Consider the following 20,881-nt stretch of genomic DNA (forward strand, 5'->3'; position numbering starts at 1 on the left):
ACTGGGCAGGTCAGAATCTCAGCATGGACGGCCAGGACAACGAAGAGCAGCGCGCCGAGGACCCCACGTCCCGGGCGACCGGACGCGCCCGCCGCCTCGCGGCCTGGCGGCCGGGCCACCGGCTGCGCCGGGTCGGCGTGGCGCTGGCGCTGCTCGCGGTCGCGCTCGGCGGCATCGTGGTCGGCACGTACGCCGGCGGCCACGTCGGCACCGACATCGGCCCGTTCCGGGCGGAGCTGAAGCTCAGCCCGTCGCTGAGCGGCGGCACCACCGTCGACATCCCGCCGTTGGGCGCGTTGCTGCTGGACAGCCACGACGGGCCGGCGTACCTGACCGTCGAGGTGGGCTCCCTGGACCAGCGGCGCACCGAGGCGCTCATCGACGATCCGGCGAGCATCAGCCGGGCCAGCCAGTCGGCGGTGCAGGACGTCCGGGACGGCGTGATGCGGCTCGGCCTGCGGACGCTCGCCGCGGCGGTGCTGGCCACCCTGCTCCTGGCCGGGCTGGTCTTCCGCGACGTGCGGCGGACCGCCTGGGCGGGCGGGTTGGCGCTGGTCATCACCGCCGGCAGTCTCGGCCTGGGCGCGGCGACCCTGCGACCACAGGCGATCGAGGAACCGCGGTACGAGGGGCTGCTGGTCAACGCGCCCGCGATCGTGGGCGACGCGCGGCGGATCGCCAACGACTACACCAAGTACGCGGAGCAGCTCCAGCGGCTGGTCGGCAACGTCAGCAAGCTCTACACCACGGTCTCGGCGCTGCCGGTGGTGCAGCCGTCCCCGGGCACCACCCGGGTGCTGCACGTCTCGGACATGCACCTCAACCCGACCGGTTGGCAGCTGATCCGCACGGTGGTCGAGCAGTTCGGCATCGACGTCGTGATCGACACCGGCGACCTCACCGACTGGGGCAGCGAGCCGGAGGCGTCCTACGTCGGCTCGATCGGCCTGCTCAAGAAGCCCTACGTCTACATCCGCGGCAACCACGACTCGCCACGGACCGCCGCGGCGGTGGCCCAACAGCCGAACGCCGTGGTGCTGAACAACTCGACCACGACCGTGGCCGGGCTGACCATCGCCGGCATCGGCGACCCGCGGTTCACCCCGGACAAGGAGACCTCGCCGGCCGGCAGCGGACTCACCTCGGCGGTGGCCGACCAGGTGATCGGCGCCGGCGAACAGCTCGCCGCCACGGTGGAGAAGTCACCGCGGAAGGTGGACGTGGCGCTGGTGCACGACCCCGCGTCGGCCGGGCCGCTCTCCGGCACCTGCCCGCTGGTGCTCTCCGGGCACACCCACGCCCGTCAGGTGTCGAAGCTGCCGCAGGTGCCGGGCGAGCAGCCGACGACGCTGATGGTGGAGGGCTCGACCGGTGGGGCCGGGCTGCGCGGGCTGGAGGGTGAGAAGCCGACGCCGCTGGCCATGACGGTGCTCTACTTCGACCAGCAGAAGCTGCTCCAGGCGTACGACGAGATCACCGTGGGCGGCACCGGGCAGTCGCAGGTCAACCTGGAACGGCACGTCATCCGGGACCCGGCCAAGGGCGACGAGGTGCCGGTCACCCCGACGCCGACCCGCGGCGCCCCGGAATCGGGATCGCCGAGCGCCACCCCGGCCCCGACCCCCAGCTGACCCGTTACTTTTCGTGACGGCGGCATCGGGACGGGTGTCGGACCGCGTCCCCTTTGCTCTGCAGCCATCGACGCAGCAGGCACCGGGTGTCACCGTGCCGGCGACCGGCACCGCGCGACGGCCCCGACCCGCAGGCAGGTCGGGGCCGTGCTGCGGATAGGGCTGCAGAGCAAAGGCCGTGCGCGGTGCCACCATCGCTCCACTTGGCCAGCACGCTGCGCGACGACGCCCGCCGCTCACGCTCCGCCACCGCGCGGCCCGCTCCCTCCGCCACGACGGCGCGTGTCGCCGGCACCGCGCAGCCGTCCGCCGGGTCAGCGCAACGCGAGCGCGGCCAGTGCCGCGTTGACGATGCTGCCGGGCAGCAGGTCGTGCAGCTCGTACAGCTCCCGGACGGTGCCGGACTGACCGAACTCGTCCACCCCGAGCGGCACCGCCGGGGCGCCGACCGCCGAACCGAGCCAGGCCATCGCGTGCGAGGCCGCGTCCTGCACGGTCACCACCGGCACCCGATCGGCGAACGCCGACCGCAGCGCGCCGGGCACGCTCGGCACGGTGGCGGTCCGCACGCCCTGACGCAGCGTCCGCTGCCACGCGCGGTAGAGCCGGTCCAGGCTGGTCACGTCCACCACGTGCGCCGCCACGCCCTCCTCCGCCAGCTCCGCGGCGGCGGCCAGCACCTCCGGCAGCACCGCGCCGGAGGCGGCGAGCTGCACGACCGGGGCGTCCGCCAGATCCGGGTACGCCTGGTGCGCGTCGACGAGCCGGTACGCCCCGGCCACCACCTGCCGGCGCAGCACCGCGTCACCGAGCCGGGCCCGCGCCGCCTCGAACGGCGCCTGGTCGATCGGCCGGGTGCTGAGCCGGAAGTAGTACGCCCCGTCCTCGGCCGGCGCGGCGGTGACGGCCGGCGCGGCGCCCCCGGCGATCTGCCCGAGCGCGTCGCAGAGCAGCCAGTCCAGGCTGCCGGCGTACGCGGGTTCCAGGAACGTCACCCCGGGCAGCTCCAGGCCCACCGACGCGGTGATGGTGGACTGGTGCGCGCCGCCCTCGGGCGCCAGCGTGATGCCGGACGGGGTGCCGGCCACCACGAACCGGGAACCGGAGTAGGTGCCGTACAGGAACGCGTCGAGCCCGCGCAGCACGAACGGGTCGTAGACCGTGCCGACCGGCAGTAGTGGCTGGCCGGACAGGTCCCACGACAGGCCGAGCTGGCCCAGCAGCAGGAACAGGTTCATCTCGGAGATACCCAGCTCGATGTGCTGCCCGGCGGGGCTCTCCGTCCAGCGCAGCATCCGGTCCTCGGTCCACGAACGCTGCTCGGTCGGGGCGAACACACTTGTCTTGTTGATGAACCCGGCCAGGTTGGTCGAGGTGGCCACGTCCGGGGCGGTGGTCACCAGGTAGGGCGCCACCTGCGGGTCACGGGCCAGGTCGACGAGCACCCGGCCGAACACCTCCTGGGTGGATACGGGCTTGTTCGCGCGTACCCGGGTCGACTCCGGCACGGTGACGCCCAGCGCCCGCTCGCGCGGCGCGCGGGACAGCGCCTCCCGGCGCTCGCCGGCCCAGATGCCGGCCGGGGACGCCGGGTCGAGGCGGTCCCACTCGGTCTCCGCGGTCAGGCCGTGCGCCGTCCGCAGCGCGGCCACCTGTTCGGTGCTCAGCAGCGCCGAGTGGTTGCGCGGGTTGCCGGCGATCGGCAGCCCCCAGCCCTTCACCGTGTACGCGAACACCACGCTCGGCCGGTCGGTGACCGCGTCGCACTGGGCGTACGCGTCGAGCAGCGCCTGCGCGTCGTGCCCGCCCAGGTCGGTGACGAGCGGGCCCAGCTCGTCGTCCGGGATGTCGGCGACGAACGCGGACACCTCGTCCGGCGCGCCGTCCAGGAACTGCTTGCGCAGGAGCGGCCCGGCCAACCCGAACAGCGACTGGTACTGCTCGTTCGGCATCCGGTCGATCCAGTCGCGCAGCGCCGCGCCACCCGGCCGGGCGTACGCCTCGGCGAGCTTGCGGCCGTACTTGACCTCGACGACGTGCCAGCCGGCGGCCTCGAACTGGCCGCGCCACTGGTTGATCCGGATGCCGGGGACGACCCGGTCCAGCGACTGGCGGTTGAAGTCGACCAGCCACATCACGTTGCCCAGGCCGGTGGTGGCCGGGTCGGCGACCGCCTCCCAGATGTTGCCCTCGTCCAGCTCCGCGTCGCCGATCAGCGCGATGAACCGTGAGTGCGGGCGCGCGCCGAAGTGCGCGTCCACGTAGCGGCGGGTGACGGCCGCGAACAGCGGCGCGGCGGCGCCCAGACCGACCGAGCCGGTGGAGAAGTCCACCCCGTCCGGGTCCTTGGTCCGCGACGGGTACGACTGGAGCCCGCCCCGGGCGCGCAGCTTCGGCAGGTAGGACCGGTCCAGGTTGCCGAGCAGGTACTGGATGGCGTGGAACACCGGGGAGGCGTGCGGCTTCACCGCGACCCGGTCCTCGGCGTCCAGGTGCTGGAACCAGAGCGCGGTCATCGCGGTCACCAGCGACGCGCTCGACGCCTGGTGGCCGCCGACCTTCACCCCGTCGCCGGTGTCCCGGTCGTGGTTGGCCGCGTCGACGATGCGGGTGGCGAGCCAGAGCACCCGGCGCTGGATCTCGTCGAGGACGTCGGTGTTCACGCTGTCTCCATCCGGGCGTCGCCGTTGACGCCCTCGGTGTGGGGTGAGGCGTTAAGAAGGGCCCCTTCCTATGCGCCAGGCGTTAAGAAGGGGCCCTTCCTTGCACGTCAGGCGGCGCCGAGGCGCTCCAGGATCAACTCGCGGACGGTCTTGGCGTCCGCCTGGCCGCGGGTGGTCTTCATGACGGCGCCGACCAGGGCGCCGGCCGCCGCGACCTTGCCGCTGCGGATCTTGTCGGCGATGGCCGGGTTGGCGGCGATCGCCTCGTCCACGGCGGCGGTGAGCGCGCCGGTGTCCGAGACGACCTCCAGGTTGCGGGCGGTCATGATCTCGGTCGGCGAGCCCTCGCCGGCCACCACGCCCTCCAGCACCGTACGGGCCAGCTTGTCGTTGAGCTTGCCGGCATCGACCAGGCCCTGAAGCTCGGCCACCTGCGCCGGGGTCGCCCCGATGTCGGCCAGCTCCACGCCGGTCTCGTTGGCGCGCCGGGACAGCTCACCGAGCCACCACTTGCGGGCCGCCGCCGGCGTGGCGCCGGCCGCCACGGTGGCCTCGATCAGCTCCACCGCGCCGGCGTTGACCACCGACTGCATGTCCAGGTCGGAAAGGCCCCAGTCCTGCTGGATCCGCTTGCGGCGCAGCCGCGGCAGCTCCGGCAGGGCGGCCTTCAGCTCGGCCACCCAGGCGGTGTCCGGCGCGAGCGGCACCAGGTCCGGCTCCGGGAAGTACCGGTAGTCGGTGGCGGTCTCCTTGGACCGGCCCGACGTGGTGTCGCCGGTGTCCTCGTGGAAGTGGCGCGTCTCCTGGACGATCCGGCCGCCCGCGTCCAGCACCGACGCCTGGCGCAGCATCTCCGAGCGGACCGCCCGCTCGACCGAGCGCAGCGAGTTGACGTTCTTGGTCTCGGTCCGCGTGCCCCACTCCGCGCCGGGCAGGTTCAGCGACGTGTTGACGTCGCAGCGCAGCGAGCCCTCCTCCATCCGGACGTCGGAGACGCCCAGCGAGCGGATCACGTCGCGCAGCTCGGCGACGTACGCGCGGGCGATCTCCGGGGCGAGCGCGCCGGTGCCGGGGATCGGCTTGGTGACGATCTCGACGAGCGGGATGCCGGCCCGGTTGTAGTCGACGAGCGACTCGGTGGCGCCGTGGATGCGGCCGGTGGCACCACCGACGTGCAGCGTCTTGCCGGTGTCCTCCTCCAGGTGCACCCGCTCGATGCCGATGCGCACCAGCTCGCCGTCGACCTCGACGTCCAGGTGGCCGTCGAAGCAGAGCGGCTCGTCGTACTGGCTGATCTGGAAGTTCTTCGGCATGTCCGGGTAGAAGTAGTTCTTCCGGGCGAACCGGCACCACTCGGCGATCGAGCAGTTCAGCGCCAGGCCGATCCGGATGGTCGCCTCGATGGCCGCCTTGTTGGCCACCGGCAGCGAGCCGGGCAGGCCCAGGCAGACCGGGCAGACCCGGGTGTTCGGCTCGCCACCGAAGTCGGTCGGGCAGCCGCACCACATCTTGGTGTTCGTGCCCAGCTCGACGTGGGTCTCCAGGCCGATCACCGGTTCGTAGCGCGCGACGACCTCGTCGTACGCGGGCAGTGTCGTCGTCATCTGAGCTCCTGCCTCACAGTGCCGGTGGGGTGAACGTGCCGACGCTGGACTCCAGCGCGGCGGCGACCCGGTACATCCGGTCGTCGGCCATGGTCGGGGCCATGATCTGCAGACCCACCGGGAGCCCGTCGGACAACCCGCACGGCACCGAGATGGCCGGGCCGCCGTAGAGGTTCGTCGGGATGGTGAACAGGTCCGCCAGGTACATCTGGTACGGGTCGGAGGTGCGCGCGCCGATCGGGAACGCCACGAACGGCGTGGTCGGCGAGATCAGCGCGTCCACCTGCTCGAACGCGCTGGTGAAGTCGCGCGTGATCAGCGTGCGGACCTTCTGCGCCTGGCCGTAGTAGGCGTCGTAGTAGCCCGACGAGAGAGCGTACGTGCCGATCATGATGCGCCGCTTCACCTCGGGACCGAAGCCGGCCTCGCGGGTCAGCGACATGACCTCCTCCAGCGACCGGTTGCCGTCGTCGCCGACCCGCAGGCCGAACCGGACGCCGTCGAAGCGGGCCAGGTTGGAGGAGCACTCGCTCGGCGCGATCAGGTAGTAGGCCGGCAGCGCGTACTTGAAGTGCGGGCAGGGGATCTCGACGATCTCGGCGCCCAGCTTGGCCAGCGCCTCGACCGACTCGCGGAACGCCGCCATCACGCCCGGCTCGGCGCCCTCGCCGGTGAACTCGGTGACCACGCCCAGCTTGACGCCGGTCAGGTCACCGCTCGCGCCGAGCTTCGCCGCGCCCACCACGTCCGGCACCGGGGCCGGGATCGAGGTGGAGTCGCGCGGGTCGTGGCCGCCGATCACCTGGTGCAGCAGCGCGGCGTCGAGCACGGTACGCGCGCACGGGCCGGGCGTGTCCAGCGACGAGGAGAACGCCACCAGGCCGTACCGGGAGGTGCCGCCGTACGTGGGCTTCGCGCCGACCGTGCCGGTGACCGCGCCGGGCTGGCGGATCGAGCCGCCGGTGTCCGAGCCGATCGCCAGCGGCGCCTCGTACGCGGCCAGCGCCGCCGCGCTGCCGCCGCCGGAGCCGCCCGGGATGCGCTCGGTGTCCCACGGGTTCCGGGTCGGCCCGTACGCGGAGTACTCCGTGGACGAGCCCATGGCGAACTCGTCCATGTTCGTCTTGCCGAGCATCACCGTGCCGGCGGCGCGCAGCCGCTCGACGATCGTCGAGTCGTACGGCGGACGCCAGCCCTCCAGGATCTTCGACCCGACGGTGGTCGGCACGCCCTTGGTGGTCAGCACGTCCTTGACCGCGACCGGGACGCCGGCCAGCGGGCCCAGCTCCTCGCCGGCGGCGCGGCGCTCGTCCACGGCCCGCGCGGCGGCCAACGCGCCGTCGCTGTCAACGTGCAGGAACGCGTGGACCCGGTCGTCGACGGCACCGATCCGGTCCAGGTGGGCGCGGGTGACCTCGACCGCCGAGGCGTCACCGTTGGCGACGAGGCCGGCGAGGTCGACGGCGTTAAGCCTGGTCAGGTCGGTCACGATGCCACATCCTCGTCCAGGATCCGCGGAACGCGGAACCGCTGCTCCTCGGCGTCGGGCGCACCCGACAGCACCTCCTGCGGGGTCAGGCTCGGCGTCACCACGTCCTCGCGGAGCACGTTGGTCAGCGGCACCGAGTGGGAGGTCGGCGGGATGTCCGCCGCGGCGACCTCGCCGACCTGCGCCACCGACTGGAGGATCACGTCCAGCTGGCCGGCGAACATGTCCAGCTCCTCCTCGGTGACGGCGAGCCGCGACAGTCGCGCGAGGTGCGCGACCTCCTCGCGGGAGATGGCGGCCATCGGGTGCCCCCTTCGTGGCTGTCCTTCAGACGTCTGCGTGTGCCGGCCGCGCGCCTGGCGGAGCACGATGACGCGCGGTGACCGGAGCGAGTCTATTGTCCCGCCGTCACGACGACGCCCTCGACTCCCCCTCCTCCGCCGCCGGCCCGCCCCGCCCGTCGCCGTCCACCGCGGTCGGGCGGACCGGGCGGTAACGCGACAGCCAGGCGATCAGCTCCTCGGCCGGCATCGGCCGGGCGTGGAACCAGCCCTGTGCCACGTCGCAGCCGGCGGCGTGCAGCAGCCGCCAGGTGCGCTCGTCCTCCACGCCCTCGGCGACCACCCGCAGGCCGAGCGCGCCGGCCAGCTCGATCATCGAGCGGACGATCGCCGCGTCGTCCGGGTCGTCGGCCATGCCCAGCACGAACGACCGGTCCACCTTCACCTCGGACAGAGGCAGCCGGCGCAGGTGCTGGAGGGAGGAGTATCCGGTGCCGAAGTCGTCGAGCGCGATTCCGACGCCGATCCGGTGCAGGTGGGTGATGCTGGCCAGCACCCGACGGGGGTCGGCCATCAGCGCGCCCTCGGTGATCTCCACCTGGAGTCGCTCGGGCGGGACGCCGTACCGGGTCAGCCGGTCGGCGATCTGGTCGGCGATCTCGCCGGTGTGCAGGTCCCGGACGCTGACGTTGAGCGCGGCCCGCAACGTGAGCCCGGCCGCGGACCACTTGGCGAGCTGCTCCACCACGTCGTCCACCACCCGGCGGGTGAGCAGCCGCATGACCGCGCTCTGCTCGGCGACCTGGATCAGCTCCCCCGGGTCGACCATGCCCCGGCGCGGGTGCCGCCAGCGCAGCAGCGCCTCGACGCCGACCACCTCGCCGGTGGCGATGGCGATCTGCGGTTGGTAGTACATGGTGATCTCGCCGGCCTCCGCGGCCGACGCGGCCGTGGTCTCCGCGAGCCGCGCGGCCGGGGCGACCTCCGCGGCGGATCCGCCGGCCGGGGCCGGCGCGATCGACACAGCCGGCGCCGCCTTCGCCGCCGGGGGTGAGGCCGCCGCGGTCGACGCCGAGGGGGCCGACGCCGCCGACGCCGGGTCACCGCCGGAACGAACCGGGTCGGAGACCCGGTCGGCCCGGCGGCGGGTCGGGTCGGCGCCGGTCAGGATCCGCTCGATCAGGTCGTCGTCGGAGCGCGCCTCGACACGCTCCCGACGCCACCGGAGCCGCCTGCGGACCGGGTCGACGCGGGGCCGTTCCGCGCCCCGGCCGTCCGCGTGGACCGGCCGGCCCTCCTGCCCCGGCCGGCCCTCACGAGCCGGCCGCGCGTCGTGGACCGGGTGCCCGCCGTCCGGCCGACCCGGGTGCGCCGGCCGGGCGGTGGGCAGACCCGGCGTCAGCGCCGCGCCGTCCCCGCCGCGCACGCCCACCGGCTCACCGGAGGACGACGGCGAGGACTCCAGCACCCGGCGCAGGTCCGCCAGGAGGCTCAACCGCTCGGCCGAGTTGTGGTCGGACTCCGGCGCGTAGATCGCGACCGTGTCGGTGCGGTGCTTGGCGTCGTACATGGCCACGTCGGCGTGCCGCATCAGGGTGGCGAAGTCCTCGCCGTGCTCGGGGAAGAGCGCGACGCCGATGGAGCCGCCCACGTCCAGCGGCAGCCCGTCCAACGGCACCGGCTCGGCCAGCGCGGCGACCACCCGGTCGGCCCGCTCCCGGGCCTCCTCGACGCCGGTCAGCCCCGGCACGACGATGGCGAACTCGTCGCCGCCGAGCCGCGCCACCATCTCGTGCTCGCCGACCACGTCGATCAGCCGGGCGCTCACCTCGACCAGCAGCCGGTCGCCCACCGCGTGGCCGAGCGCGTCGTTGACGTGCTTGAACCGGTCCAGGTCGAGCAGCAGCAGGGCCACGTGCGCGTCCGGCTCGCCCCGGGCGGCCCGCTCGGCGTGCAGGTGCACCTGCTCGACCACCTCACTGAGCAACGCCTTGCGGTTGGGCAGCCCGGTCAACGGGTCGACGTCGGCGAGCTGCTCCCGCTCGGCGGAGAGCCGGGCCATCCGGTAGACCGCGAAGAGTGGCACCAGCACCAGGGGGATCAGCGCCGCGCTGGCCCGGGCGGCGGCCACCAGCACCGGCGCGAGCAGCAGCAGCGAGCCGGTGGAGAGCAGCTCGTAGGCCAGCCCGAGCCGGACGTTGGGCCACCACCGGTCCCCGAAGCGCAGTCGGATGGCGTAGTTGACCAGCCCGTAGTTGACCGCGAACCAGGCCACCGTGGCGCCGCCCACCGCTGCCACGTCCGTCCAGTGCAGCCGGCCGCCGCCGAACAGCTCGCCCGGACCGAACCGGGTGACCGCGTACGCGGCGGCCAGCGCGCACGCGTACTGGGCCGCGTTGAAGCCGGTGCGCCAGGCGGCGTACCCGAGACGCCATCCGGAGACGGCCACCGCCACGGCCTGCACCGCCACCGCCGGGCCGAGACCCCAGCCGAGCAGGATGGCGAAGGTGAAGCAGGTGGACGGGAAGACCGCCGAGGTCTGCCGCCGGCCGGGCGGGACGAACGGGCGGGCGTCGCAGGCGACGGCGAGCGCCGCCATCGTCCAGAACGCGACCGGCAGCTCGGTCAGCCGGCCGGGCAGCGCGGCAAGCGGCCCGACCGAGACGAGCAGGGCGACGACACCCACCGCACCGACGAAGCCGAAGAACGGCCCGGTCCGCCCCGGCGGGACGGAGTTGCGCGGGTCGTCGGTCGCCATCGCACCTCCCGGGCACGGTCCTGGCGCGCGCCGTCACGCGCCGTACGCCAATGAAACGCCCTACGGACCGCTTTCCCCGACACGCAGTCACGAATCGGTGCTAGTCGTAATTAAGTTGGTATACGCCGCCGGGCGGTCACCCGGGCGCCGGTCACTCCTGGACCCGGGCCACCGCCCGGGCCGCCTCCGGACCGGACTCCAACAGCACCCGGAACCCGTCCTCGTCGAGGATCGGCAGCTTCAGCGTGGCCGCCTTGTCGGCCTTGGTGCCGGGGTTGTCGCCGACCACCACGAAGCCGGTCTTCTTGGAGACCGAGCCGGTCACCTTTCCGCCCCGGCTCTGGATCGCCTCGGCGGCCTCGTCACGGCTGAACCCGGCAAGCGTGCCGGTGACCACCACGGTGACCCCGTCGAGCGGGCGCGGCCCCTCGTCGGCGGACTCCTCGGCCATGCGGACGCCGGCCGCGGCCCACTTGCGCACCACGTCGCGGTGCCAGTCGACGGCGAACCACTCCTTGAGGCTCGCGGCGATGGTCGGCCCGACGCCGTCCACCGAGGACAGCTCCTCCTCGGACGCCTCCTCGATCGCGGTGACGGAGCGGAAGTGCCGGGCGAGCGCCTGCGCCGCGGTCGGGCCGACATGCCGGATGGAGAACGCCACCAGCACCCGCCACAGGTCCCGTTCCTTGGCCTCGGCCAGGTTCTCCAGCAGCTTGGTGGCGTTGCTGCCGAGGGTGCCGTCCTTGTTCACGAAGAACGGCGAGCGGGCGAGCTGCTCGGCGTCGAGCTGGAACAGGTCGCCCTCGTTGGTGATGATCTGCGCGTCCAGCAGCGCCGCCGCGCCCTTCTCGCCGAGCACCTCGATGTCGAGCACCTTGCGGCTGGCCAGGTAGAAGACCCGCTCGCGGATCTGCCCCGGACAGGTCCGCCCGTTGGGGCAGCGGATGTCGACGTCGCTCTCCTTGGCCGGCGCGAGCGGCGTGCCGCAGGCCGGGCAGGTGGTCGGCATGACGAACGGGCGGGCGTCGGCCGGCCGCAGGTCGACCACCGGGCCGAGGATCTCGGGAATGACGTCGCCGGCCTTGCGTAGCACCACCGTGTCACCGATGAGCACGCCCTTGCGCTCGACCTCGCGGGCGTTGTGCAGGGTGGCCAGCGCGACCGTGGAGCCGGCCACCAGGACCGGCTGGAGCACGGCGAACGGGGTGACCCGGCCGGTGCGCCCGACGTTGACGTCGATGTCGAGCAGCGTGGTGTTGACCTCCTCCGGCGGGTACTTGAAGGCGATCGCCCAGCGCGGCGCGCGACTGGTCGAGCCGAGGCGACCCTGGATGGAGACCGGGTCGACCTTGACCACCACGCCGTCGATCTCGTGCTCGACGTCGTGCCGGTGCTTGCCGTACCAGGCGATGTATTCCGCGACGCCGGCCAGGTCGGCCACCACCTTCCAGCGGTCGCTGGTGGGCAGCCCCCACGCCCTGAGCGCGGCGTACGACTCGGACTGCGCGGACGGCCGGTAGCCCTTGCGGGCGCCGATGCCGTGCACGACCAGCCGCAGCGGCCGACCGGCGGTGACCCGCGGGTCCTTCTGCCGGAGGCTGCCGGCGGCGGCGTTGCGTGGGTTGGCGAACGGCGCCTTGCCCTGCTCGACCAGGCTCGCGTTGAGGTCGGCGAACCCGGCCACCGGGAAGTAGATCTCGCCGCGCACCTCGATCAGCTCGGGCACGTCGGGGAAGTCGTCGGACGGGGTCAGCCGGGCCGGCACGCCCTTGATGCTGCGGACGTTGGCGGTGACGTCCTCACCGGTGCGGCCGTCGCCGCGGGTGGCCGCCCGGACCAACCGGCCCTTCTCGTAGGTCAGGTTGATGGCCAGACCGTCGACCTTCAGCTCGCAGAGGTAGGGCACCGGACCGCCGGCGTCGCGCTCGACCCGCTCGGCCCAGGCGGCCAACTCCTCGTCGGCGAACGCGTTGTCGAGCGAGAGCATCCGCTCGGCGTGCGTGACCGGGGTGAAGTCGGTGGAGAACGTGCCGCCGACCCGCTGGGTGGGCGAGTCGGGGGTGCGCAGCGCCGGGAACTCCGCCTCCAGCGCCTCCAGCTCGCGCAGTTGCCTGTCGAACTCGGCGTCGGTGATCGTCGGCGCGTCCAGCACGTAGTAGCGGTACTGGTGCTCGGTGAGCTCCTGGCTCAGCGTGGCGTGCCGCTCCCGGGCCTCGGGGGTCGGCTCGACGCCGGCCGCCGCCTCCTGGGCGGCGTCGACCGTCGGGGGAACCGCTTCTTCGGACACGCCGCCACCATCGGACACGCTGTCGACCTCCCGTGCTCGTGCTACCCCCGAACCGTAACGGTCGGCTGTGACAACCGTCCGCCCACCCGCGCTGAGCAGGGCGACCCGCCGCCCCGGCGACGCGTGCCGCGCCGCGGAGCGGACGGGCCGCAACCGTGCGACGATCGCTGGGCCGAAGCGGACGGAAGGCGGCACGGATGCGCGACGCGCTGATCTGGGCACTGGTGATCGTGGCCTGTGTGGCGGCGGGCTGGCTGTGGAGCGAGTGGCGCCGCCGCGCCGCCGACGGGCGGAACAGCCGGCCCGGTGGTGGGCGGGACAAGCGGCCCGGGCGCGGGCGGGGCAGCCGGCCCGGGCGCGGGCGGGACAACCGACCCGGTGGTGGGCGGGTGGCCGCTCCGCCGAAGCCGCGTGGCGCCGACCGGCCGACCGGGGACCGGCCGCGGCCCGGGGAGATCTGGTGGGCCGACGTGCCGTACGCCGACGGCACCGGTTCGAAGGTGCGCCCCTGCCTGGTGCTGCGCGTCGACGGCCGGGCGGCCGAGGTGCTGAAGATCACCAGCCAGGACAAGTCGGACCGGGACGACCACGTACGGATCCCGACCCGCACCTGGGATCCGGGCGCGGACCACGACAGCTTCCTCGACGTCAGCGAGCCGATCCGGGTGCCGCTCGACGCGTTCGCCGACCGCGCCGGCGACTGCGACCCCGAGGTGTGGCGCGGCGTACGCCGGCTGCCCCACCTCACCCCGTAGCGCGGGACGCCGCTCGGTCCAGCGGGTCGGCCAGGGCGGTGAGCTGGTCCGCGTACTCGATGCGGGCGGACCAGTCGGCCGGCCAGGCGGCCATCCCGTACGCGGCCCCGAGGAACGCCCCGGCCAACGCGGCGATGGAGTCCGAGTCGCCGGCGGTGGTGGCGCCCCGGGCCAGCGCGGCGACCGGTTCGTCCGGGTGCCGCAGCACGCAGAGCAGCGCGGTCGCGAGCGCCTCCTCCGCGATCCACCCCTCGCCGGTGAGCCGGCACGGGTCGCCGCCGTCGTCGGGGCGGGCCAGCGCGGCCTCCAGCCGGCCGAGCACCCGCAGGCAGTCGTCCCAGCCGCGGGCGATGAACTCCGCCGGGTCGGTGACGCCCGGACGCTGCCACAGGTCACCGAGCCACTCGCCCCGGTAGACCGTGCGCTGCTCGCGGGCCCGCTCGGTGAGCAGGCCGGGCAGCGCCGGCAGCGCCGCGCCGTCGCGCAGCAGCCGGACCGCGTACGCGGTCAGCTCGCTGGCCGCCAGCCCGGTCGGGTGCCCGTGGGTGAGGCCGGCCTGGAGCTGGGCCAACCCGGCCAGCGTGTCGAGGTCGACGTCGAACAACCCGACCGGGGTGACCCGCATGTTCGCGCCACAGCCCTTCGAACCGGCGACCGTGGCCTGTTGCCAGCGGGTGCCCCGACCCAGCTCGGCGCAGGCCCGCAGGCAGGTCATGCCCGGCGCGCGGTTGTTCTCCGGGCTGGCCGCCCAGTCGAGGAAGCGCTGCCGCAGCAGCGGCTCCACCGCCTCCGCCGTGTACGCGGGCGCGTCGTGCAACGCCCACGCCACGGCCAGCGCCATCTGGGTGTCGTCGGTGACCAGTGCCGGGTCACCTGCCAGCTCGCGGGGACCGGCCGGGCCGTAGCGCCGGACGATCTCGGTGACGGTGAGGAACTCGGTCGGCTTGCCGAGGGCGTCGCCGTAGGCCAGGCCGAAGAGCGAGCCGGCGGCGCGTCGGTCGGTGGAGGCGGTCACGGTGGTGATCATGCACCGGCCGCGCAAGCCCCGCGCGGTCAGTCCCAGCAGAGGCAGAACGGGTGGCCGGCCGGGTCGGCGTAGACCCGGAAGCCCTCCCCCTCGCCGGGCAGCCGCCGGGCGCCGAGGGCCAGCGCCGCCTTCTCGGCCGCCTCGATGTCGTCCACCGTCACGTCCAGGTGGAACTGCTGCGGACGCTCCGGGTCGGGCCAGTCGGGTGCCCGCAGGTCGAGCGCCTTCTGGAAGGCGAGCCGCGGCAGGTGCCCGGGCGGGCCGCCGAGGATCACCCAGTCGTCGCCGTCGGAATTGTCCTCGATCAGCGGGAGGCCGAGCAGCTCCGCGTAGAAGCCGGCCAGCGCACGCGGGTCGGGACAGTCGATCACGGTGGAGCGCAGTCGTCCGATCATGCCGACCATCCTGCCCCCGGCATACGACAGGAAAACGTCACTCCTCGGCGAGCCGCCGGCCGGCGTCGCGACAGGCGGCCAGCACGGCCCGGGCGTACGCCGGGGTGGCGCCGGCCAGCCCGCACGCGGGCGTGACCACCACCTGTTCGGCCAGCCGCCGGCGGGGGAAGCCGAGCTGGTCCCAGAGCCGGCGGACCCGGTCGGCGACCTCGGCGGAGGTGAGCGCCCGGCCGGACGACGGCGGCAGCGCCGGCGCGGCGCCGGCCAACAGCCCGAACCCGGCGTCGATCGCCTCACCGAGCGGGTCCAGGTCGGTGACCAAGGCCAGGTCGAGGGCGACGCCGACCGCGCCGGCGGAGCGGATCAGCTCCAGCGGCACGTCCGGCGCGCAGCAGTGCACCAGCGTGGGGACGCCGGCCGCGTCGAGCACGCCGCGCAGCAGCGCGCGGGCCACCTCGGCCTCCATCGGCCGGTGGCTGCCGAGGCCGCTCTCGGTGGGCACCCGCCCGGCCAGCACCGCCGGCAGGGACGGCTCGTCGAGCTGGAGCAGCACCGTGGCGCGGGGCAGTCGTCGGCTCACCGCCGCCAGGTGGCCGCGCAGCCCCTCGCCCAGCGAGCCGGCGAGGTCCCGCACCGCGCCGGGGTCGCGCAGCACCCGGCCGCCGAGCGGCAGCTCCAGCGTGGCGGCCAGGGTGAACGGGCCGGCGGCCTGGACCTTGACCGGGCCGGCGTACTCCTCGGCCTCCTCGGCGAGCTGGTCGAGGTCGCGTTCCATCAGGTCACGGGCGCGGCGCAGGTCCCGGCCGGGGCGCAGGGCGATCCGCCAGCGGGCTGCGTACAGCTCGACCGGAAGCTCGACGAGCAGCCCGGCGGTGCGGCCCACGAGATCCGCGCCCGGGCCGCGGGCGGGCAGCTCCGGCAGATGCGGCAGCGCGGGCAGCTCGCCGAGCACGATCCGCTGCGCCTCGGCGATGTCGGTGCCGGGCAGCGAACCGATTCCGGTCGCCGCCCCGGCGGGCCAGGGCCACTGCTGATCAGTCACCGCCGAAGCCTATCGACTGGGCCGCCCCCGGCGGACATCGCGGGCCGGGGCCGGCCACGGCAGCGGCCGGACGGCCGGAGCGCACCGCCGGAGGCGCACGGCCGGACGGCCGAAGGCGCAGGGCCGAAGGCGCACGCCCGAAGGCGCACAGCCGAAGGCGCACAGCCGAAGTCGCACAGCCGAAGGCGCACGGCGGGACGGCCGAAGGCGCACAGCCGGGGCGCACGGCGGGACGGCCGAAGGCGCACAGCCGGGGCGAGTCGGGGCGCCGGGTGGGCGCGGATGGCCGCAGATGCGTCCGGCGGTCCTGAGCGACGAAGTGACTACAAACTTGATGGCACAGATGGGTCACCGCGTCGGACAGCGACCGAAGCGCGTCCTCGAAGAGTCGGGCCGAGGGCGGGTCGAGGGCGACTCATCTGTGCCATCAAGTTTGCAGGGGTGGCGGCGGGTTCCGCGCCGGCTTCGTCGGTGCCGGGTGATCCGCCGGATCAACTGGTGATCCGCCTGATCAACGGCATCGCGTCGCCGGAGGTTCCGGACCGCGGAACACCTGCTCCGACCTGACGTGCCGCGCGGGACACCGGGTTGAATAGGTCGGGCCGGTCAGGCGCCGCGCCGGACACGTCCGGTCCGAGACGGCCCAGCCCGGAAACGATCCGCCCGCGACGGCAGCCCAACGGGTGGACAGCCCCGCCAGCAGGGCAACCCGTCACAAGGACAAGCCCGCCAGCAGGGCAACCCGTCGCAGGGACAAGCCCGTCACGAGGACAGCCCGTCACGAGGACAGCCGGCCGCGACGGGCAGCCGGGCGGCGATCTGTCAGGCGGCGATGGTGGCGGAGCCGAGGACCACGTCACCGGCCGGGTCCGGCCGGTAGGCCACGATCGCCTGGCCGGCGGCGACCCCGCGCAGCGGTCGGCGCAGCGCGGCGTGCAGGCCGTCGGCGTCGACCGAGACGGCGGCCGGGACCACGTCGCCGTGCGCCCGGAGCTGTACCTCGCACTCGACCGGCCCGTCCGGGCGCGGGCCGCCGGTCCAGACCGGGCGGACCGCGCGCACCGCGGAGACCTCCAGCGCCTCGGCCGGGCCGACCGTCACGGTGTTGGTCTTCGGGGTGATGGAGAGCACGTAGCGGGGCCGGCCGTCCGGCGCGGGGCGGTCCAGGTGCAGCCCACGTCGCTGCCCGACGGTGTACTGGTAGGCGCCGCTGTGGTTGCCGACGACCGCGCCGGTGAGCGCGTCCACCACCTGGCCGGGGGCCTCGCCGAGCCGCTCGGCCAGAAAGCCGCGGGTGTCGCCGTCGGCGATGAAGCAGATGTCGTGCGAGTCCGGCTTGTCGGCCACGGCGAGGCCGCGCCGGGCGGCCTCCGCGCGCACCTCGGCCTTGGTCGAGTCACCGAGCGGGAAGACCGACCGGTCGAGCTGCGCCCGGGTCAGCACCGCGAGGACGTACGACTGGTCCTTGGCCGCGTCGACGCTGCGCCGCAGCAGGCCGTCCGGGCCGAGCCGGGCGTGGTGGCCGGTCACCACGGCGTCGAAGCCCAGGGCCACGGCCCGGTCCAGCACCGCGGCGAACTTGATCTTCTCGTTGCAGCGCAGGCACGGGTTCGGGGTACGGCCCGCAGCGTACTCGGCGACGAAGTCGTCGACCACGTCGTCGTGGAACCGGTCCGCCATGTCCCACACGTAGAACGGAATGCCCAGCACGTCGGCGGCCCGCCGGGCGTCCCGGGAGTCCTCCAGGGTGCAGCACCCCCGGGCGCCGGTGCGGTAGGTCTGCGGGTTGCGGGCCAGCGCCAGGTGCACGCCGGTCACGTCGTGCCCCGCCTCCACCGCCCGCGCCGCCGCCACGGCGGAGTCCACCCCGCCCGACATCGCCGCCAGAACCCTCACCGGCCCACTCCCCTCGTCCGTACCGAGGGTATCCGGGTCAGCGGGGGGTACGGAGGGCGGCCGCGCGCCGGGCCCGCTCGACGGCGGCCGGCAACGCGGCGATGAGCGTGTCCACGTCCGCGCCGCTGCTGGTGTGACCGAGCGTGAAACGCAACGAGGAGCGGGCCCGGTCGTCGTCGGCGCCCATGGCCAGCAGCACGTGCGAGGGCTGGGCCACACCGGCCGAGCAGGCCGACCCGGTCGAGCAGGCGATGCCCTGGGCGTCGAGGAGCAGCAGCAGCGCGTCCCCCTCGCAGCCGGGGAAGGAGAAGTGCGCGTTGCCGGGGAGGCGGTCCACCGGGTCGCCGTTGAAGACCACCTCGGGCACCGCCCGACGGACCCGCTCGACCAGCTCGTCGCGGAGCGCGGCGACCCGGGCCGCGTACTCCTGCTGGCCCTTCACCGCGGCCTCGACGGCGACCGCGAATGCGACGATGCCGGCCGTGTCCAGCGTCCCGGAGCGGACGTCGCGCTCCTGGCCACCACCGTGCAGCAGCGGGACGGCCGCGACGTCGCGGGCCAGCAGCAGCGCGCCGACACCGGTCGGGCCGCCGAGCTTGTGCCCGGTCACGGTGAGCGCGGACACCCCGGTCGCGGCGAAGTCGACGGGCACCTGACCGACCGCCTGGATCGCGTCGGTGTGGAACGGCACCCCGTACTCGGCGGCGACCGCGGCCAGCCCGGCCACCGGCTGGACGGTGCCGACCTCGTTGATGGCCCACATCGCGGTGACCACCGCCACCCGGTCGCCGTGCTCGGCCAGCTCGGCGCGGAGCCGCTCCGGGTCGAGCCGGCCGGTCGCGTCGACCGGCAGCCAGCCGGCCTCCGCGCCCTCGTGCCCGACGAGCCAGTCCACCGCGTCCAGCACGGCGTGGTGCTCGACCGCGCTGGAGACGACCCGCACCCGCTCGGGCCGGGCGTCACGGCGGGCCCAGAAGATGCCCTTCACGGCGAGGTTGTCACTCTCCGTGCCTCCGCCGGTGAAGATCACCTCGGAGGGGCGTGCGCCGAGCGCGGCGGCCACCCGCTCGCGGGACTCCTCCACCCGTCGCCGGGCACGGCGGCCGGCCGCGTGCAGCGACGACGCGTTGCCCACCTCGCGGGCGGTGGCGACGTACGCCTCGAGTGCCTCGTCGAGCATCGGGGTCGTCGCCGCGTGATCCAGGTATGCCATCACCGTTCAGCCTAACGGCCGGTGGGCGGGCCACCGCTGGCCGGACCGCCCGTCCCGTGCGGAGGCGGGACGGGCGGTCCGGACGCTCATGCGGGGCCGCTCTTCGTTCGCGACTGCGGGGCTCGCAAGACCGGCTCACTCCTCGCGCTCACGCGGGAACCGCGGTGACGACGATGTTGTCGCGGTAGTGCCGGGTCTTCGGGTCGAACGGGCCGCCGCAGGTGATCAACGTGAGTCGCGGGCTGCCGTCGCGGGCGAAGTACCGCTCCAGCGGGATCTTCGTCTTGGTGTACTCCTCCCGGGCCACCACCCGGTAGCGACGGTCCTTCCCATCCGCGCCGGTGGCGGTGACGGTGTCCCCCCGGTCCAGCTCCCGGAGCCGGAAGAACGCGCCCTTGCCCTGCTCGGCGCTGTCCACGTGCCCGGCGATGACCACCGAGCCGGCGTCGGCCTCCAGCCCTGGCCCGTAGCGGTACCAGCCGACCTGGTCCACGCTGGGCGGCACCTCGAACTCGTTGGTGCGCTCGTTGATGCCGACCGGGTTGACCGAGGCGGTGACCTTGATCGGCGGGATGCTCAGTCGTACCGGTGGCACGGCCTTGCCGTCCGCCGGCAGCGTGCCGGCGTTCACCGGCACCGACGCGTCCCCGGTCGGGGTCGCCGCCGGCGTCGCGCCGGGGGTGGCGCTGGCGAGGGCCGCCGCCTCGTCGGCGCCGACGTCCTCGGCGGGCTGCGACCCGCACGCCACAAGCGTCGCCACGGTGAGCGCGGCGACGCCGGCGGCCATCGCCGCCAGCGCCCCGCGGTTGCGCACCGTCACCGGCGACCGGCCCGGGCGGTGGCCACCCGCGCGCCGCCGCCGACCAGGAGCAGCACGCCGGCGCCGGCCAGGACGTACCACCAGGTGTCCACGCCGGTGCCGGCCTGGCCGCCGGTGCCGCTGGGCACGCCGCCCGGCGCGGAGTGCAGGCCGCTGATGGTCTGCGCGACCAGGTCGAGGTTCTTGGCCTCGGCGGAGCCGATCGCGTAGACGATGGTGGCGGTGCCCTCCTTCAGGTTCAGGTCGGCCGGGCCGATGGCGACGGTGTCGGTGCCGGCGAGCACCACGTCGGCCTTGACGGTGCCGGCGGCCACGTCGGCCTTGGCCTCCTTCGGGTTGGTCAGCCCCTCGAAGACCGGCTTGCCGCCGGCCCGCACGTCCACCGCCGGCGCGGCGGCGGTGTGCCGGACGATCAGCCGGGCCTTGCCGGCGCCCACCTTGGACACGTCGTTGACGAACGGGGTGATCTGCGGCTTGCCGTCGGCGCTCAGGTGAGCGGCGAGGCTGATGTTCGCCCCGCCCGGCACCTCGGCGTCGTCGACCTTCAGGATGGCCTTGTCGACCGCCTCACCGGGCTTGGTCAGGGCGATGTCGTACTCGCCCTCGGGCAGGGTGAGCGGGCCGGCCACGTCGCCGGGCTTGAAGTTGTCGAGCGTCTTCTTGCCGTTGACGTAGACGTCGACCGGGGTGTCCGGGATGCCGTGGACCACGGAAACCTTCGACGAGGCGGCGTAGGCCGGGCTCATGGTGGCGGCGCCGACGCCGGCGAAGGTGAGGGCGGCCACCGCGCCGCCCGCGGCGACCCGACGGAACATGGCGTGCTGCATGTGAGTGCCTCCTGGTGATTGGTGCTGATTCGTCAGGCCTGGCTTGCAGAACGGGTTACGCCGGCCCCGCCGCCCCCGGATGCGCGCCGGATCCGTTTTCTTTTTCCGGCCGCGGGCGCATCCGTCGGGGCCCTCGCCGACGAAGGAGGAGGTGATGAGCATCGTGTCGGACACACCGGGAGAGTGGGGCGGG

15 protein-coding genes are annotated in these 20,881 nt (G+C 74.2%); 2 read left to right on the top strand and 13 right to left on the bottom strand.

Annotation, left to right across the window (positions count from 1 at the left end; all coding sequences use genetic code 11):
- The first annotated feature begins 23 nt into the window (after window positions 1–23).
- The gene (locus ACIA6B_RS20430; RefSeq protein ID WP_396775366.1) at window positions 24–1,631 is read left to right on the top strand and encodes a metallophosphoesterase; all 1,608 of its coding nucleotides are present in this window, start codon (window positions 24–26) and stop codon (window positions 1,629–1,631) included.
- Between the two features lie 314 nt (window positions 1,632–1,945).
- Here ACIA6B_RS20430 and ACIA6B_RS20435 read toward each other — a convergent pair whose 3' ends face one another.
- The 6 genes from ACIA6B_RS20435 to ligA all read right to left on the bottom strand — a co-directional run bounded on the left by ACIA6B_RS20435 (window position 1,946) and on the right by ligA (window position 12,731).
- The gene (locus tag ACIA6B_RS20435; RefSeq protein ID WP_396775368.1) at window positions 1,946–4,294 is read right to left on the bottom strand and encodes a transketolase-like TK C-terminal-containing protein; all 2,349 of its coding nucleotides are present in this window, start codon (window positions 4,292–4,294) and stop codon (window positions 1,946–1,948) included.
- A 107-nt stretch (window positions 4,295–4,401) separates the two neighbouring features.
- Window positions 4,402–5,898: an Asp-tRNA(Asn)/Glu-tRNA(Gln) amidotransferase subunit GatB gene (gatB, locus tag ACIA6B_RS20440; RefSeq protein WP_281935876.1), complete on the bottom strand. Its 1,497-nt coding sequence runs from the start codon at window positions 5,896–5,898 to the stop codon at window positions 4,402–4,404.
- Window positions 5,899–5,911: 13 nt separating this feature from the next.
- Window positions 5,912–7,387 (bottom strand): Asp-tRNA(Asn)/Glu-tRNA(Gln) amidotransferase subunit GatA, encoded by a 1,476-nt coding sequence (gene gatA / locus ACIA6B_RS20445; RefSeq protein WP_396775371.1) that lies wholly within the window; start codon window positions 7,385–7,387, stop codon window positions 5,912–5,914.
- Complete coding sequence (gatC, locus tag ACIA6B_RS20450; protein WP_281935881.1) at window positions 7,384–7,689, bottom strand: Asp-tRNA(Asn)/Glu-tRNA(Gln) amidotransferase subunit GatC; 306 nt, start codon at window positions 7,687–7,689, stop codon at window positions 7,384–7,386. Before gatC ends, gatA begins: the two co-directional genes overlap by 4 nt.
- Before the next feature lie 106 nt (window positions 7,690–7,795).
- Window positions 7,796–10,426 carry a putative bifunctional diguanylate cyclase/phosphodiesterase gene (locus ACIA6B_RS20455; RefSeq protein WP_396775375.1) on the bottom strand — a complete coding sequence of 877 codons (2,631 nt, stop codon included), beginning with the start codon at window positions 10,424–10,426 and terminating at the stop codon, window positions 7,796–7,798.
- Between the two features lie 151 nt (window positions 10,427–10,577).
- Window positions 10,578–12,731 carry an NAD-dependent DNA ligase LigA gene (ligA, locus tag ACIA6B_RS20460; protein WP_396775377.1) on the bottom strand — a complete coding sequence of 718 codons (2,154 nt, stop codon included), beginning with the start codon at window positions 12,729–12,731 and terminating at the stop codon, window positions 10,578–10,580.
- A 179-nt stretch (window positions 12,732–12,910) separates the two neighbouring features.
- Between ligA and ACIA6B_RS20465 the strand changes: the two genes are divergently transcribed.
- Window positions 12,911–13,468, top strand: coding sequence for a type II toxin-antitoxin system PemK/MazF family toxin (locus ACIA6B_RS20465; RefSeq protein WP_396775379.1), 558 nt, complete (start codon window positions 12,911–12,913; stop codon window positions 13,466–13,468).
- Here ACIA6B_RS20465 and ACIA6B_RS20470 read toward each other — a convergent pair.
- The 7 genes from ACIA6B_RS20470 to ACIA6B_RS20500 form a co-directional block, all read right to left on the bottom strand.
- Window positions 13,458–14,495, bottom strand: a complete 1,038-nt coding sequence (locus ACIA6B_RS20470; RefSeq protein WP_396775381.1) for an ADP-ribosylglycohydrolase family protein — start codon at window positions 14,493–14,495, stop codon at window positions 13,458–13,460. The two genes, ACIA6B_RS20465 and ACIA6B_RS20470, sit on opposite strands and share 11 nt — an antisense overlap.
- A gap of 26 nt (window positions 14,496–14,521) precedes the next feature.
- Window positions 14,522–14,890, bottom strand: coding sequence for a VOC family protein (locus ACIA6B_RS20475; protein ID WP_396775383.1), 369 nt, complete (start codon window positions 14,888–14,890; stop codon window positions 14,522–14,524).
- A 37-nt stretch (window positions 14,891–14,927) separates the two neighbouring features.
- A complete protein-coding gene (locus ACIA6B_RS20480) occupies window positions 14,928–15,932 on the bottom strand; it encodes a methionine synthase (RefSeq protein WP_396775385.1) in 1,005 nt (334 codons plus the stop codon).
- A gap of 822 nt (window positions 15,933–16,754) precedes the next feature.
- Window positions 16,755–17,828: a tRNA 2-thiouridine(34) synthase MnmA gene (gene mnmA, locus ACIA6B_RS20485; RefSeq protein WP_396775387.1), complete on the bottom strand. Its 1,074-nt coding sequence runs from the start codon at window positions 17,826–17,828 to the stop codon at window positions 16,755–16,757.
- Between the two features lie 37 nt (window positions 17,829–17,865).
- Entirely contained in the window at window positions 17,866–19,041 is a 1,176-nt protein-coding gene (locus tag ACIA6B_RS20490; RefSeq protein WP_396775389.1) for a cysteine desulfurase family protein, read from the bottom strand.
- A 148-nt stretch (window positions 19,042–19,189) separates the two neighbouring features.
- Window positions 19,190–19,861, bottom strand: coding sequence for a class F sortase (locus ACIA6B_RS20495; protein WP_396775391.1), 672 nt, complete (start codon window positions 19,859–19,861; stop codon window positions 19,190–19,192).
- Complete coding sequence (locus tag ACIA6B_RS20500) at window positions 19,858–20,688, bottom strand: DUF4397 domain-containing protein (protein WP_107156195.1); 831 nt, start codon at window positions 20,686–20,688, stop codon at window positions 19,858–19,860. Before ACIA6B_RS20500 ends, ACIA6B_RS20495 begins: the two co-directional genes overlap by 4 nt.
- Between the last annotated feature and the right edge of the window lie 193 nt (window positions 20,689–20,881).

It is taken from the genome of Micromonospora sp. NPDC051141, assembly GCF_044455765.1.
GTDB lineage: Bacteria > Actinomycetota > Actinomycetes > Mycobacteriales > Micromonosporaceae > Micromonospora.

Coding starts and splice junctions, on each gene's coding strand:
- ACIA6B_RS20430 (WP_396775366.1), top strand. CDS start 24: ATGGACGGCCAGGACAACGAAGAGCAGCGCGCCGAGGACCCCACGTCC.
- gatB (WP_281935876.1), bottom strand. CDS start 5,898: ATGACGACGACACTGCCCGCGTACGACGAGGTCGTCGCGCGCTACGAA.
- gatC (WP_281935881.1), bottom strand. CDS start 7,689: ATGGCCGCCATCTCCCGCGAGGAGGTCGCGCACCTCGCGCGACTGTCG.
- ACIA6B_RS20455 (WP_396775375.1), bottom strand. CDS start 10,426: ATGGCGACCGACGACCCGCGCAACTCCGTCCCGCCGGGGCGGACCGGG.
- ACIA6B_RS20465 (WP_396775379.1), top strand. CDS start 12,911: ATGCGCGACGCGCTGATCTGGGCACTGGTGATCGTGGCCTGTGTGGCG.
- ACIA6B_RS20470 (WP_396775381.1), bottom strand. CDS start 14,495: ATGATCACCACCGTGACCGCCTCCACCGACCGACGCGCCGCCGGCTCG.
- ACIA6B_RS20475 (WP_396775383.1), bottom strand. CDS start 14,890: ATGATCGGACGACTGCGCTCCACCGTGATCGACTGTCCCGACCCGCGT.
- ACIA6B_RS20490 (WP_396775389.1), bottom strand. CDS start 19,041: ATGGCATACCTGGATCACGCGGCGACGACCCCGATGCTCGACGAGGCA.
- ACIA6B_RS20500 (WP_107156195.1), bottom strand. CDS start 20,688: ATGCAGCACGCCATGTTCCGTCGGGTCGCCGCGGGCGGCGCGGTGGCC.